This window comes from Aeromonas sp. FDAARGOS 1416 (assembly GCF_019048085.1).
Classification (GTDB): domain Bacteria; phylum Pseudomonadota; class Gammaproteobacteria; order Enterobacterales; family Aeromonadaceae; genus Aeromonas; species Aeromonas veronii.
The window spans coordinates 3,683,015-3,697,395 of the sequence record NZ_CP077301.1; the positions used below are offsets into that span (position 1 = coordinate 3,683,015).

Genomic DNA, 14,381 nt, shown 5'->3' on the forward strand with positions numbered 1-14,381 from the left:
CAATAGAGGCCTTTAATCAACGACGTGCAGAAACAGGTCATGGCGCTGGGCCCGGCCTATCCCTGCTGACGATTGTGCGCAATTTTACAATCCAGAGGGGAGTTTGCATAATGCCATCCACCCTTTTTGCCAGCCGTGCGCCACAACATGCCGCTATTTCAAACGCCCCCCTCCTCCATCTGCATCCTGCGGCTCTCCGCCATCGGGGATTGCTGCCACGCACTGGCGCTGGTGCGCGTCATCCAGCGGGAGTGGCCACAAACCCGCATCACCTGGATCACCGGCAAAATCGAGGCAACCCTGTTTGCTGATCTGCCCGGGGTCGAGGTGATCCCCTTCGACAAGAGCAAGGGGTGGCGCGGCTATCGCGATCTCTGGCAGACCCTCAAGGGGCGCAAATTCGATACCCTTCTCCACCTGCAGGCAGCGATGCGAGCCAGCATCGCCACCCTCGGCATCAAGGCCAAGGTCAAACTTGGGTTTGATCGGGAACGGGCCAACGACGGCCAGTGGCTGTTCACCAACCACAAGGTGCCTTCGCCTGCCTCCCCCCATGTGCTGGACGGTTTCCTCGCCTTCGCCAAAGAGCTTGGCATCAAGGATCTAACCCCGGACTGGCAACTGCCCATCAGCGCCGAGCATCAGGCTTGGGCAAGGGAGAAGATTGGCGGCAGACCGACTCTGCTTATCTGCGCAGCCGCCAGCAAGGCGTTCAAGAACTGGACTGCCGCAGGCTATGCCGTGCTGGCAGATCACGCCGCCAACAAGGGCTTTCAGGTCTATCTATGTGGCGGGCCTGCCAAGCTGGAGCGGGATCTGGCCGCCGAGATCCGGCAACTCAGCCAGAGCAAGCCGGTCGATCTGGTTGGCCAGACCAACCTCAAGCAGTTATTGGCACTGATTCGCGAGGCGAGTCTGGTACTGGCCCCCGATACCGGCCCCACCCATATGGCCACCATAGTGGGCACGCCAGTGATCGGCCTCTATGCCCATCACAATCCCGCTCGCACCGGCCCATATCTCTGTCGCGACTACGTGGTCAGCGTCTATCAGGAGCTGGTCGAGCAGGAGACCGGCAAGCCGCTGGCCGAATTGAGCTGGCGCACCCGCCTCAAAGACCCGGAGGCCATGCGAAAAATCACCAGCGAGCAGGTGACCGCCGCGTTCGATCGGCTCTGTGCAGATCGTCAACTGCCGTAGTGACAGGGCACCTCGGGAATTCCGAGCCATCAGGCAGGGATAACCTGATAGCCTCTGCCCTCAGCCAAAGGCACAATGCAGGCTGATGTGGGTTACGCTCCCGCAGCAAGCTACGAATACTTTGATCGGCTGGAATATGATTCCGGCCGTTTTTTTATTCGCCGTATTCTGGTAAAATTCGCCGCCTTTACATCCTCCTGACTCAAGAATTTTCCGCGTTTTGCGTTTGGCTGTCTCCCTTTCGGGCACAAGACGGCGGTCTCTGCTACAACCAAAACAGCGGTTTCGATTAAAGGTAATAATATGGCGCAACAAGGCACTCTCTATATCATCTCTTCTCCGAGCGGCGCTGGTAAATCCAGTCTGCTCAATGCCTTGCTGACCAACCACAATCAAGCTGGCAAGATGCAGCTGTCGGTTTCCCACACCACTCGCGCCACCCGCCCGGGCGAAGAGCACGGCGTACACTACCACTTCGTTCAGGTGGAAGAGTTCAAGGCGCTGATCGAGCGTGGTGATTTTCTGGAGTGGGCCGAAGTGTTCGGCAACTACTACGGCACCTCACGCGCCGCCATCGAAGCCTGCCTGGCCAAGGGGATCGACGTATTCCTCGACATCGACTGGCAAGGTGCCCGCCAGATCCGCGAGCAGATGCCGACCAAATCCATTTTCATCCTGCCCCCCAGCCGCGAAGAGCTGGAGCGCCGCCTGATTGGGCGCGGTCAGGACAGCGCCGAAGTGATTGCCGGCCGGATGGCGAAAGCCATTGCCGAAATGGTGCACTACGACGAGTATGACTATGTCATTATCAACGAAGACTTCGAGCAGGCGCTGTTCCAGCTCAGGTCCATTATTGAGTGCCAACGGCTGGAGATGCGTCACCAGCAACAGGCTCAAAAAAACTTGCTGCAACAGCTACTGGCAGAGTAAGCCAAAAACAAGTAAACTTTTGCGTCATTTTTAAACACTGCTTTTCTAAATACAGAAAGCCCAAACACTGGAGTCCTGCATGGCACGCGTTACTGTAGAAGATGCTGTAAAACAGGTAGGTAACCGTTTTGACCTGGTGCTGGTCGCCGCGCGCCGCGCTCGTCAAATCGCGGTACAAGGCAAAGATCCCCTGGTCGACGAAGAGAACGACAAGCCGACTGTGATCGCCCTGCGTGAGATCGAGCTGGGTCTGGTGAACAATCAAGTGATGGACACCCAGGACCGCTACGAACAGCAAGAGCAGGAAGCCGCCGAGCTGGCTGCCGTTGCTGCCATCGCCGAAGGCCGCGGTTAAGTTATTCCTCCGGTTGGCACCCGCCCGGGTGCCGACTGTTCATCCCCATTTACAACCGCTCGAAAACCTCGCAAACTCAGGGCTATACCCTCAATTCCACGAATTGCCGTTTCACCGCTGCGGGGACTGTCTTGTATTTATTTGAAAACCTTAAAGAAATAGCCAGTTCCTACCTGCCACCAGAGCAGGTTGAGAAGCTCAAGCAAGCCTATGTGGTGGCCCGTGATGCCCACCAGGGTCAGATGCGTTCCAGTGGCGAACCCTATATCACCCACCCCGTCGCCGTTGCCCGAATCCTGGGTGACATGCGCCTCGATCATGAAACCCTGATGGCCGCCGTACTGCACGACGTCATCGAAGATACCTCTGTCACCAAGGCCGATCTGGCTGAACAGTTTGGCAATGCCGTTGCCGAGCTGGTGGCCGGGGTCTCCAAGCTCGACAAGCTGAAGTTTCGCGATCGCAAAGAGGCGCAGGCCGAGAACTTCCGCAAGATGGTGATGGCAATGACCCAGGATATCCGGGTCATTCTGATCAAGCTGGCCGACCGCACCCACAATATGCGCACTCTGGGTTCCCTGCGCCCTGACAAACGCCGCCGCATCGCCCGGGAAACCCTCGAAATCTTCGCCCCCATCGCCAACCGCCTCGGTATTCACACCATGAAGAACGAGCTGGAAGAGCTGGGCTTCGAGGCGCTCTATCCGATGCGATCCCGCGTGCTGCGCGAATCGGTGCGCCGCGCCCGTGGCAATCGCCGCGAGATCATCGACTCCATCCAGAGCGAAATCAGCGGTCGCCTGAAAGAAGCGGGGATCGAGCATCAGGTCAGTGGCCGCGAGAAGAACCTCTTCTCCATCTACAACAAGATGGAGAAAAAAGAGCTGCAATTTCATGAGGTAATGGATATCTACGCCTTTCGGGTCAAAGTGAAGGACATAGATACCTGTTACCGGGTACTGGGACAGATGCACAGCCTCTACAAGCCTCGCCCCGGCCGCTTCAAAGATTACATCGCCATCCCCAAGACCAACGGCTACCAGTCGCTGCACACCTCGCTGGTGGGGCCGCACGGGGTGCCGGTGGAGGTGCAAATTCGCACCGAGTTCATGGATCAGATGGCCGACAAAGGGGTTGCCGCCCACTGGGCCTACAAGCAGGATGGCGACAGCTCGGGCACCACGGCCCAGATCCGCGCCCAGCGCTGGATGCAGAGCCTGCTGGAATTGCAGCAGAGCGCCGGCAGCTCCTTTGAATTTATCGAAGGGGTCAAAACCGACCTCTTCCCCGACGAGATCTACGTGTTCACGCCGGAAGGACGCATCATGGAGCTGCCCGCTGGCGCCACGCCGGTGGACTTTGCCTATACGGTGCACACCGACATCGGCCACGCCTGCGTCGGTTCGCGGGTCGACCGCCACCCCTACCCGCTCAGCAGCCCGCTACACTCGGGCCAGACGGTGGAGATCATCACGGCGCCGGGGGCTCGCCCCAATGCAGCCTGGCTCAACTTCGTGGTAACCACCAAGGCTCGCTCCAAGATCCGCCAGTTCCTCAAGAACCTGCGCACCGAAGAGTCGGTGGTGCTGGGTCGCCGCCTGCTCAACCATGCGCTGGGCGCCAAGAATATCGAAGACATCCCCGAGCCGCGCATCAAGCAGGTGCTGGCCGATACCAAGCATGAGAACCTGCAGGGGCTGCTGGCCGATGTGGGCCTCGGCAATGCCATGAGCGTCATGGTGGCGCGCCGCATGCTGGGGGATGAACTGCCGCCGGAAGAGCAGCCCAAAACCAGCAGCAAGAAGATGCCGATCAAGGGTGCCGACGGCATGCTGGTCACCTTCGCCAACTGCTGCCGTCCGATCCCGGGAGATGCCATCATCGCCCACATCAGCCCGGGCAAGGGGCTGGTGATCCATCAGGAAGCCTGCCGCAACATCAAGGGCTACAGCAAGGAGCCGGACAAGTACCTGCCAGTGCAGTGGGAAGTGGACAAGGAGCAGGAACAGGAGTTCCGCACCGGCATCAGCATCGAGATCGTCAACCATCAGGGTGCGCTGGCCGAGCTGGCCAACGTGATTGCCGCCACCGGTGCCAACATTCACGCCATCAGCACCGAAGAGAAGGATGGCCGGGTCTATCAGGTCAGCCTGCTCATCACCACCAAGAGCCGCATCCACCTGGCCAACATCATGCGCAAGATCCGCGTGATGCCCAACGTGCTCAAGGTGAGCCGACAGAAGAACTGAACACAGGCGGCGCAAGCCGCCTGCTGCTTTTATAGAGACAAGCCATGACCCCCGAACGCTTCAAGCGCATCACCGATATGCTGGCCCAGCGTCAGCTCGATTTGACCGTCTGTATGGAAGAGGTCCACAAACCTCACAATCTGGCCGCCATCGTGCGTACCGCCGATGCCATCGGCATCCACCGGGTACACGCCGTCTGGCCCAAAACCTGGATCCACAAGCGCAAGGGCACCGCCCGCGGCAGCCAGAACTGGGTGGATGTAAAACTGCACCCGGATATCGGCACAGCCGTTGCCGAGCTGAAAGCCTCCGGCATGCAGATCCTGGCAACTCACCTCTCAGACAGCTCGGTCGATTTTCGCGCTATCGACTACACCAAACCGACCGCCATTCTGGTGGGTCAGGAGAAACACGGCATCGGTGAAGAGGCGCTGGCGCTGGCCGACCACCATATCGTCATCCCCATGGTGGGCATGGTGCAGTCCCTCAACGTCTCGGTGGCTGCCGCCGCCATCCTCTACGAGGCGCAGCGCCAGCGCGAGCTGGCCGGTTACTATCAGCGCGGCTGCCCGCTCACACTGGAGGAGCAGAACAGCATCCTGTTCGAGGGGGGTTATCCTATCTATGCCCAGCTCTGCAAAGAGAAAGAGATGCCCTACCCCCAGCTCGGTCCGGCCGGTGAAATTCTGGCAGACGAAGAGTGGTGGCAACGGATGCAGCTGACCCGCAAAGGGTGGGCACAGCAGAGCGAGCAGGACGATCCGCAGGAGGAGTGATGGATAACCCTTTTGGCAGCTGGCTGGAATCGCAAATCATCCGTGATCACCTGACCAACCCGAACATAGAGGCCGGCGACTACAGCTACTACTCCGGCTACTACCACGGTAAGCCGTTCGAGGATCACTGCGTCCGTTACCTGCTCGGCGATGGCTCGACCCGCGACACCTGGGAGAGCGGCCTCTGGGGCGAGGTGGACCGGCTGATCATCGGCAAGTTCTGCTCCATCGGCTCGGGCGCCACCTTCATGCTGGCGGGCAATCAGGGCCACCGGCTGGATTGGGTCTCCACCTTCCCGTTCAATCCCGGCACCTTTGGCGAAGGGGCCCGCAGCGGCTTTCTGCGCAAGGGGGACACCCGGATTGGCAACGATGTCTGGATCGGCTCGGAAGCGATGATCATGCCCGGCATCACCATAGGTGATGGCGCCGTCATCGCCACCCGCGCCGTGGTGACCAAAGATGTGGCCCCTTACACCATAGTCGGCGGCAACCCGGCCCAACCGATCCGCCGCCGTTTCAGCGATGAGCAGATCCTCATGCTGCAAGAGATGCAGTGGTGGGACTGGCCCCTGCCTCGCTTGCAAGCCTGCATGGCGCTGCTCTGCTCGGGGGATATCGCCGCCCTTTATCACCATTGGCAACAGGAGTGTGCCTGATGAAACCCCTCTCTCTTTCCCTGTTGGCCCTGACCCTGTTTTCTGCCGGAGCCCTTGCCGTGACCAATACCTATCAGCTCACCAGCGAAGCCGATGTACCCAGCCTCTACCAGCAAACCCTGCCCGACTTCTGGCGCCAGCATGCGGTTGAAGGGGAGTTCAAGGGCAAGGACGGGGTGACAATACGCTATGCTGCGCTGCGGCAAGCCAAGGTCGATCGCGCCATCCTCATCGTCAATGGCCGGGTCGAAAGCTACCTCAAGTATCAGGAGCTGGCGTGGGATCTCTGGCGTCAGGGCTACAGCCTCTATCTCATCGACCATCGCGGTCAGGGGATGTCCGGCCGGATGCTGAATGACCCTCAGAAGGGATATGTCGACCAGTTCGACGATTATGTGGTCGATCTGAAGCAGTTTCACGACCAGATCATCATGGCGGACCAACCTGCCAAGCTGTTCCTGCTGGCCCACTCCATGGGCGGTGCCATCTCGGCCCGCTATCTGGAGCGCTGGCCCGATGATATCAAGGCGGCCGTGCTCTCCTCCCCCATGCTGGGCATCAATCTCGGCGGTCTGCCCAAGTGGCTGGCCAAGGGATTGGCGAGCACCATAGGCACGGTCGGCGGCTGGATTGGCGAGCCTCCCTACGGCCCCGGTCAGGGCGCCTATCAGGATCACGGCTTTGCTGATAACGAGCTGACTCACAGCCAGCCCCGCTATCAAGCCTTCCGCCAAATCTACGAGCAGCACCCGCAGATCAAGCTGGGTGGCGCCACCGCCCACTGGATTTATCAGGGGATCACAGGTGCCGATGCCGCCATCGCCGATGCGGGCGCCATCAAGACGCCGCTGCTGGTGCTGCAGGCTGGCGACGACAGTGTGGTGGACAATGCCGCTCAGGATCGCTTCTGCACCATTGCCAAGTGTGAAGGGGGCAAACCACTGCGCATCGAGGGTGCCTGGCACGAGCTGTTTATCGAATCCGATGACAAGCGCCAGCCCGCCCTGACCGCGGTGGTCGACTTTTTCGCCCGCTTCTGAGCTGGCTATTTTTTGTAACCCTAAATAAATGGGGTGACAGTGCGGGCTAAGGTAAACTGCCCCTGTTTTCAATCGATGCCGAGGTAATGATGTTCAAGGTAGTTGTATCCGATCTCGATGGCACTCTGCTCAACAAGCAGCACCAGATCTCTCCCCGTACCCGGGATACCCTGCACCGCCTGGTAGAACAAGGTGTGAAATTCGTGGTCGCCACCGGCCGTCATCACGTTGACGTTCGCAGCTTCCGCGATGCGCTGGGGATGGACATCTACCTCATTACCTCCAATGGCGCCGTGGTCCATGACAAACAGGATCAACTGATTTTCAACCAGCCGCTGCCGACCGAGATCGCCGCCGAACTGATTGCGCTGGAGCGCGACCCCTCTATCCACCTCAATGTCTATCAGGGTGATGATTGGGTGGTGGAAGAGGAGCTGCCCTGGCTGCTGCAGTTCCACGACGAGTCAGGGTTCACCTACCGCCTGGTCGATGACCTGAAACAGGAACCGAAAGAGCAGATCAACAAGGTGTTCTACATCGGCGACCACGAGAAACTGCTGAAGATCGAGGCGCACCTCAACCAGCGCTACGGCGACCAGCTCAACGTCACCTTCTCCCTGCCGGACTGCCTCGAAGTGATGCACGCCGGGGTGCATAAGGGCAATGCGGTGCGTGCCGTGCTGGAGCAGAACGGGTTAGATATGTCGGAGGCTATCGCCTTCGGCGATGGCATGAACGACTTCGAGATGCTGACCATGGTGGGACGCGGCATCGTGATGGGCAACGCCCATGACCGTCTGAAAATGGCGCTGCCGGAGTATGAGCAGACCCTCACCTCCGATGAAGATGGCGTCGCCGTCTATCTGGAGAAGCTGTTCGAGCTGGAGAGCGTCAGCGCTGCCTGATCCTCTTCAGCCCGACATCCGATTCAGCAAAGCCTCACCATGTGAGGCTTTGTTTTTTCAGGGTTTCCAGCCAGGGATTGGGCCGCTGCCAGCTGAAGCTCTGGTTCGCCCCGCCGTAGCATTCAGCCAGCCGCAGCGGCGTGCCGGGGGTATGGCGTCGCCCGGCCACATCGAGGCAGCGGGCAACCTTGCTGTTGAACAGCTTGTCTTTCTGCCACTCCCACTGCGCCTGACCGTCACAGGGTGCCAGCATCAACTCGCTGTCGTTTTTGGCTTGCAAACAGAGATCCTGCAGGCGCAACTCACCCAGATCCCACTCGAACAGTTGATCGTCTTTTCCGCTGCAAGGTTGTGCCAACACCTTCTGTTGGGACACCGCAACGCAAAAATCACCGCTGGTCAGCAAGGGGGAGCGCGCATGCTCCTCCTGCGGTTGTGATGCAATGGAGCCCATCATCACATCGGTGGATGGCGGCTTGATGGTACAGCCCCCTAGCAGCAAGGCAGCCAGCAGGGCAGGAGAGCAAGCAAAGGAAATTTTGTTATTCATGGAAAAATGCCTGAAATGGGCCGATGACATCCGGTTGTCAGTGACTCGAGACTGAAGCATAACCGAAAGGCGGGGCGCGCTGCCCAAATAGAGTGTAAACAGACGTAACAGGGAGAGAATGCTGGCCCAACGGAGGCCAGAAAGCAAAAAACCCCGCCGAAGCGAGGTTTTTCTAAATGTGGTCGGTGATAAAGGATTCGAACCTTTGACCCTCTGGTCCCAAACCAGATGCGCTACCGGACTGCGCTAATCACCGAGGCTATTTCTTTCAAAATAGTTTACTTCAAAAAAACAAAGACGACCTGATGGTCATCCTCGTCATACAGCAAGTATGGTGCGAAGAGAGGGACTCGAACCCTCACACCCGGGGGGCACTAACACCTGAAGCTAGCGCGTCTACCAATTCCGCCACCTTCGCGTACCTGACAAGCTGTAAAATGGGGTGGCTGATGGGGCTCGAACCCACGACAACCGGAATCACAATCCGGGACTCTACCAACTGAGCTACAGCCACCACAGCTGTTTTCGTTCCACAACAACGCCCGTTTAACCGACGCACTTTTGATGGTGCGCCCGACAGGATTCGAACCTGTGACCTCTGCCTCCGGAGGGCAGCGCTCTATCCAGCTGAGCTACGGGCGCTACGCTGTCGAACGGGGCGCATTATTAATGATGGTTGCTGGTTTGTCTACACTTTTCTGCCACCGAAACACTGTTCGTTGTTTTTTCAAGCACATTGCGCACTTTTCTTCCACTATTCCCCAGCTGACAGCCGAAAAGGGGCAGATCGCAGTCGCAAATCGCCTTGCTGCCTTGACTTGATTTGATGCCCATCTAGAATGAATGAACGTTCATTCAATCGAAAGTCACACTGATGATTCTGGATAAAAAAGAGAGCATCTTCAACGCGGCCCATGAGGTGCTGGGTGAACGGGGTTTTCATGGTCTGTCGATTGCGGAAGTCGCCAAGAAGGCCAATGTTGCCACCGGCACCATCTATCGCTACTTCGGCGACAAGGATGATCTGATCCGGCAACTGCACCAGCACACTATCTTGCAGTGTGTGCCCATGGTCATGGCCAATGTAGCAATCGATAAAGTTTCATTTCAACAATTTCGCCAATTATGGCTCAATATTCATGCCATTTTTGTTAACGAACCCAACGCTATCAGGTGCAAATTGCAGTACGAGAGCTCTCCGCTAGGGGCAGAATTGGAGACCAATCCTGTCATTCTGGCTGCCTGGGAGCCTCTGGACCGATTTTTTGAACAGGGCGTTGAACAAGGATTGTTTATTGATTTACCGATACGGGCACTCCAGGTGTTGAGTCTGGACAGTGTCATGCATCTGGCCCTGCAGTGCAGGGTGCACAACATCACGCTGACCGAATCGCAGTTGGAAACCGCGATCCGGGCCAGCTGGAATGCCATTTTATCCCCCAATCTTTCCACCTCAGGAGCCTGTTCATGAAAAAGTGGATGGCCATTATGTTGCTGATAGCGATCGCCTTGTTTGGCAGCGTCATCGGCTTCAATTTGTTCAAACAGAAGATGATTGCCCAATACATGGCCAACCGGCCGGAACCCGAGTTCCCCGTCACCGCCATGGTGACCAAGGCGCAGGATTGGGTACCGACCATCGAAGCAATCGGCTTCATCGAGCCGAATCAGGGGGTGACCCTCTCCACCGAACTGGCCGGTACCATTGACGCCATCACCTTCGAATCAGGCAAACCGGTCAAGGCTGACCAGCTGCTGCTGAGCCTGGACTCCACCGTGGAGCGGGCCAATCTGCGCGCCTCCCAGGCCAAACTGCCGGCGGCAAAAGCCAAGTTCGATCGTTTCCAGAACCTCTACAAGACCAACTCCATCTCCAAAGAGCAGCTGGATGAGGCGGAAGCGGCCTATCGCTCACTGGAAGCGGATATCGAGAGTCTGAAGGCGAGCATTGCCCGTCGTGAAGTCCGTGCGCCCTTTAGCGGCGTGGTCGGCCTGCGCAATGTGTTCCTCGGTCAGTATCTGCAGCCGGGCACAGATATCGTGCGCCTGGAGGATACCAGCGTGATGCGCCTGCGCTTCACCGTGCCCCAGACCGATATCTCCAAAATCAAGCTGGGCCAGACCATCAAGATCAATGTGGATGCTTATCCACAAACCCAGTTTGACGGCCATATCACCGCCATCGAACCTGCGGTCAACTTCCAGAGCGGCCTGATCCAGGTACAGGCAGACATACCGAACAACGACGGTCAGCTCCGTTCCGGTATGTTCGCCCGCGCCAGCATCATTCTGCCGACGGTGAAAGATCAGATCGTGATCCCGCAGACCGCCATCTCCTTCACCCTTTACGGTCAGAACGTCTACGTGCTCAAAGAGGGCGAAGAGACCGACAAAGAGGGTAACAAGGTGAAAGTGCTGCGAGCCAAGCAGGTGGTGGTCAAGGCCGGTGAGCGCCGTGGCAACGATGTGCATGTGCTCTCCGGCATCCAGGCCGGTGACCAGATCGTACTGTCGGGTCAGGTTCGCCTGAGCAACGACACCAAGGTGCATGTGGTCGAGAACGATGCCCTGGCCGTTCCGGCACAAACCCCGATGCTGTAAGCGCGGAGATCTGCGATGCGATTTACTGACATATTTATAAAACGGCCTGTGCTGGCGATCTCGCTCAGCTTCCTGATCGCCTTGCTGGGCTTTCAGGCCATCTTCAAGATGCAGGTACGGGAATACCCCGAGGTGACCAACACGGTGATCACTGTCAGCACTGGCTACTATGGCGCCAGTTCTGATCTGATCCAGGGGTTCATCACCCAACCGCTGGAACAGGCGGTCGCGCAAGCCGACAACATCGACTTCATGACCTCCTCCAGCCAGCTGGGCAGCTCAACCATCACTGCGTACATGAAGCTCAACACCGACCCCAACGCCGCGTTGTCCGACATCCTGGCGAAGGTGAACTCGGTGCGCTCCCAGTTGCCGAAAGAGGCGGAAGACCCGTCGGTCACCTCCTCCACCGGTTCAACCACGGCGGTACTCTACCTCGGTTTTACCAGCCCGGAGCTCAACTCCAGCCAGATCACCGACTATCTGGAGCGGGTTATCAAGCCGCAGCTCTTTACCGTGGGCGGGGTCTCCAAGGTTGACCTCTACGGCGGTGTCGAGTTTGCCCTGCGGGTATGGCTGGATCCGGCCAAGATGGCGGCCTTCAACCTGACGGCCAGTGACGTGATGACGGTGCTCAACAGCAACAACTATCAGTCCGCGACAGGTCAGGCGACCGGTTACTTCACCCTGTTCAACGGCAACGCCGAGACCCAGGTCAAGGATGTCGACGAGCTGAAGCGTCTGGTCGTTGCTACCCGTGACGGCAAGGTGATCCGCCTTTCCGACATTGCCAAGGTGACCCTCGAGAAGAGCCACGACATCTATCGCGCCAGCGCCAACGGCCGCGAAGCAGTGGTCATGGCGGTCAACGCCGCGCCGACAGCCAACCCCATCAACATCGCCCACGATGTGCTGGCGTTGCTGCCGAGCCTTGAGCGCAATATGCCGAGCACCATGCGTCTCAACGTGATGTATGACTCCACCGTGGCGATCAACGAGTCCATCCACGAGGTTATCAAAACCATCCTGGAGGCAGCCGCCATCGTTCTGGTGGTCATCACCCTGTTCCTCGGTTCGTTCCGCGCGGTCATCATCCCGATCATCACCATTCCGCTCAGTCTTATCGGCGTAGTGATGATGATGGATATGTTCGGCTTCTCGATAAACCTGATGACCCTGCTGGCGATGGTGCTGGCGATCGGTCTGGTGGTGGATGACGCCATCGTGGTGCTGGAGAACGTCGACCGTCATATCAAGGAGGGGGAAGAACCCTTCCGGGCCGCCATTATCGGTACCCGTGAAATTGCGGTGCCGGTTATCGCCATGACGGTTACTCTGGCGGCGGTATACGCGCCTATCGCCCTGATGGGGGGCATCACCGGCTCTCTGTTCAAGGAGTTTGCCCTGACGCTGGCTGGCGCCGTGTTCGTCTCGGGCATCATCGCCCTGACTCTGTCACCGATGATGTGTTCCAAGATGCTCAAGGCCAACGAGCAGCCGGGCAAGTTCGAGAGCACAGTCCACCACCTGCTGGAGCGGATGACCGATCGCTACGACAGCATGCTGCACGCCGTGATGAAAAAGCGCCCCGTCATCGTGGTGTTCGCCGTCATAGTCTTCGCCAGCCTGCCGCTGCTGTTCAAGTTCATCCCGAGCGAACTGGCACCGTCAGAGGACAAGGGGGTAATGGCCGTGCTGGGTACCGCACCGTCTAACGCCAACCTGGACTACATCGAAAACACCATGGCGGATGTGAACAAGATCCTGGACGACCAGCCCGAAATAGCCTTCTCCCAGGTCTTCTCAGGGGTGTTCAACGCCAACCAGGCGTTCGGTATCGCCTCCATGGTGCCCTGGAGCCAGCGTGAAGCGAGCCAGAAAGAGGTGCTGGATCGGGTCGCCAATCTGGTGAAAGACATCCCGGGTATGGCCATCACCACCTTCCAGTTCCCGGAACTGCCGGGTGCATCGAGTGGTCTGCCGATCCAGTTCGTCATCACCACCCCGAACAGCTTCGAAAGCCTGTTCCTGGTGGCCGGTGAAATTCTGGCAGCGGCGCAGAGTAACGGTCAGTTCGTCTATTCGGATCTTGATCTGAACTACGACTCCGCCACCATGAAGATCCGCATCGACAAGGACAAGGCGGGTGCCTACGGCATCACCATGCAGGATATCGGAATCACCATGGGCACCATGATGGCGGACGGTTACGTCAACCGTATCGACCTGGATGGCCGCTCCTACGAGGTGATCCCGCAGGTCGAGCGCAAATACCGTCTCAATCCGGAGTCCATCAAGGGCTACTACGTGCGGGCCGCCGACGGCAAGTCGATCCCGCTCGGCAGCCTGATCAGCATTGAAGTGGTTGGCGAGCCCCGCGCCCTGCCCCACTTCAACCAGCTGAACTCCGCCACCATAGGCGCCGTTCCGGCTCCGGGCGTGGCCATGGGTGATGCGATCAACTGGTTCCAGACCACCGCCGACGAGAAGCTGCCGCAAGGCTATCGTTACGACTTCATGGGTGAAGCCCGTCAGTTCGTCACCGAAGGCAATGCGCTCTATGCCACCTTCGCGCTGGCACTGGCCATCATCTTCCTGGTGCTGGCAATCCAGTTCGAGTCGGTGCGTGACCCGCTGGTCATCATGGTCTCTGTACCGCTCGCCATCAGCGGGGCCTTGATTGCCCTTGCATGGGGTATGGCGACCATGAACATCTACTCCCAGGTGGGCCTCATCACCCTGGTGGGTCTGATTACCAAGCACGGTATCCTGATCTGTGAAGTAGCGAAGGAAGAGCAGCTGCTGCGCGGCATGAACCGGATGGAAGCCGTTATGCAGGCCGCCAAGGTGCGTCTGCGTCCGATCCTGATGACCACGGCCGCCATGATTGCCGGTCTGATCCCGCTGCTCTACGCCGCAGGCGCCGGTGCGGCACAGCGTTTCAGTATCGGTATCGTCATCGTGGCCGGTCTTGCCATCGGTACCCTGTTCACCCTGTTCGTGCTGCCAGTGATCTACACCTATCTGGCTTCCGAGCACAAACCCTTGCCGGTATTCGATGAAACCATTCCGCCCAAAGCAAACGGCGGACATTAATCATCAATCACATGCGAAGG

At 58.5% G+C, this 14,381-nt stretch carries 12 protein-coding genes and 4 tRNA genes; 11 read left to right on the top strand and 5 right to left on the bottom strand.

What is annotated here, in order from left to right:
- Positions 1–147 precede the first annotated feature (147 nt).
- The 8 genes from I6L46_RS16725 to I6L46_RS16760 all read left to right on the top strand — a co-directional run bounded on the left by I6L46_RS16725 (position 148) and on the right by I6L46_RS16760 (position 8,114).
- The gene (locus tag I6L46_RS16725) at positions 148–1,200 is read left to right on the top strand and encodes a glycosyltransferase family 9 protein (RefSeq protein ID WP_216976417.1); all 1,053 of its coding nucleotides are present in this window, start codon (positions 148–150) and stop codon (positions 1,198–1,200) included.
- A 303-nt stretch (positions 1,201–1,503) separates the two neighbouring features.
- A complete protein-coding gene (gene gmk, locus I6L46_RS16730; RefSeq protein WP_005339253.1) occupies positions 1,504–2,130 on the top strand; it encodes a guanylate kinase in 627 nt (208 codons plus the stop codon).
- Between the two features lie 79 nt (positions 2,131–2,209).
- Positions 2,210–2,485, top strand: coding sequence for a DNA-directed RNA polymerase subunit omega (gene rpoZ, locus I6L46_RS16735; RefSeq protein WP_005307060.1), 276 nt, complete (start codon positions 2,210–2,212; stop codon positions 2,483–2,485).
- 131 nt (positions 2,486–2,616) lie between these two features.
- Positions 2,617–4,734 carry a bifunctional GTP diphosphokinase/guanosine-3',5'-bis pyrophosphate 3'-pyrophosphohydrolase gene (gene spoT, locus I6L46_RS16740; RefSeq protein ID WP_005339255.1) on the top strand — a complete coding sequence of 706 codons (2,118 nt, stop codon included), beginning with the start codon at positions 2,617–2,619 and terminating at the stop codon, positions 4,732–4,734.
- Between the two features lie 44 nt (positions 4,735–4,778).
- Entirely contained in the window at positions 4,779–5,510 is a 732-nt protein-coding gene (trmH, locus tag I6L46_RS16745; protein ID WP_123174060.1) for a tRNA (guanosine(18)-2'-O)-methyltransferase TrmH, read from the top strand.
- A complete protein-coding gene (locus tag I6L46_RS16750) occupies positions 5,510–6,169 on the top strand; it encodes a CatB-related O-acetyltransferase (RefSeq protein ID WP_216976419.1) in 660 nt (219 codons plus the stop codon). Before trmH ends, I6L46_RS16750 begins: the two co-directional genes overlap by 1 nt.
- Positions 6,169–7,209, top strand: coding sequence for an alpha/beta fold hydrolase (locus I6L46_RS16755; protein WP_216976421.1), 1,041 nt, complete (start codon positions 6,169–6,171; stop codon positions 7,207–7,209). Before I6L46_RS16750 ends, I6L46_RS16755 begins: the two co-directional genes overlap by 1 nt.
- A gap of 89 nt (positions 7,210–7,298) precedes the next feature.
- Positions 7,299–8,114, top strand: coding sequence for a Cof-type HAD-IIB family hydrolase (locus I6L46_RS16760; protein WP_216978068.1), 816 nt, complete (start codon positions 7,299–7,301; stop codon positions 8,112–8,114).
- 34 nt (positions 8,115–8,148) lie between these two features.
- On the opposite strand, the gene I6L46_RS16765 is transcribed toward I6L46_RS16760, so the two are convergent.
- The 5 genes from I6L46_RS16765 to I6L46_RS16785 form a co-directional block, all read right to left on the bottom strand.
- Positions 8,149–8,664, bottom strand: coding sequence for a ricin-type beta-trefoil lectin domain protein (locus I6L46_RS16765; RefSeq protein WP_040069576.1), 516 nt, complete (start codon positions 8,662–8,664; stop codon positions 8,149–8,151).
- A gap of 179 nt (positions 8,665–8,843) precedes the next feature.
- Positions 8,844–8,920, bottom strand: a tRNA-Pro gene (locus tag I6L46_RS16770).
- A gap of 76 nt (positions 8,921–8,996) precedes the next feature.
- A tRNA-Leu gene (locus tag I6L46_RS16775) sits at positions 8,997–9,082 on the bottom strand.
- Positions 9,083–9,102: 20 nt separating this feature from the next.
- Positions 9,103–9,178 (bottom strand) — tRNA-His (locus I6L46_RS16780).
- Positions 9,179–9,229: 51 nt separating this feature from the next.
- Positions 9,230–9,306, bottom strand: a tRNA-Arg gene (locus I6L46_RS16785).
- Positions 9,307–9,538: 232 nt separating this feature from the next.
- On the opposite strand from I6L46_RS16785, the gene I6L46_RS16790 reads away from it, so the two are divergent.
- Genes I6L46_RS16790 through I6L46_RS16800 form a run of 3 tightly spaced genes read left to right on the top strand, consistent with a single transcriptional unit; the run spans position 9,539 to position 14,361 of the window.
- Positions 9,539–10,135: a TetR/AcrR family transcriptional regulator gene (locus I6L46_RS16790; protein WP_150995763.1), complete on the top strand. Its 597-nt coding sequence runs from the start codon at positions 9,539–9,541 to the stop codon at positions 10,133–10,135.
- Positions 10,132–11,265: an efflux RND transporter periplasmic adaptor subunit gene (locus I6L46_RS16795; RefSeq protein WP_216976423.1), complete on the top strand. Its 1,134-nt coding sequence runs from the start codon at positions 10,132–10,134 to the stop codon at positions 11,263–11,265. Before I6L46_RS16790 ends, I6L46_RS16795 begins: the two co-directional genes overlap by 4 nt.
- 15 nt (positions 11,266–11,280) lie before the next feature.
- Positions 11,281–14,361: a multidrug efflux RND transporter permease subunit gene (locus tag I6L46_RS16800; RefSeq protein ID WP_005355755.1), complete on the top strand. Its 3,081-nt coding sequence runs from the start codon at positions 11,281–11,283 to the stop codon at positions 14,359–14,361.
- Positions 14,362–14,381: the final 20 nt, after the last annotated feature.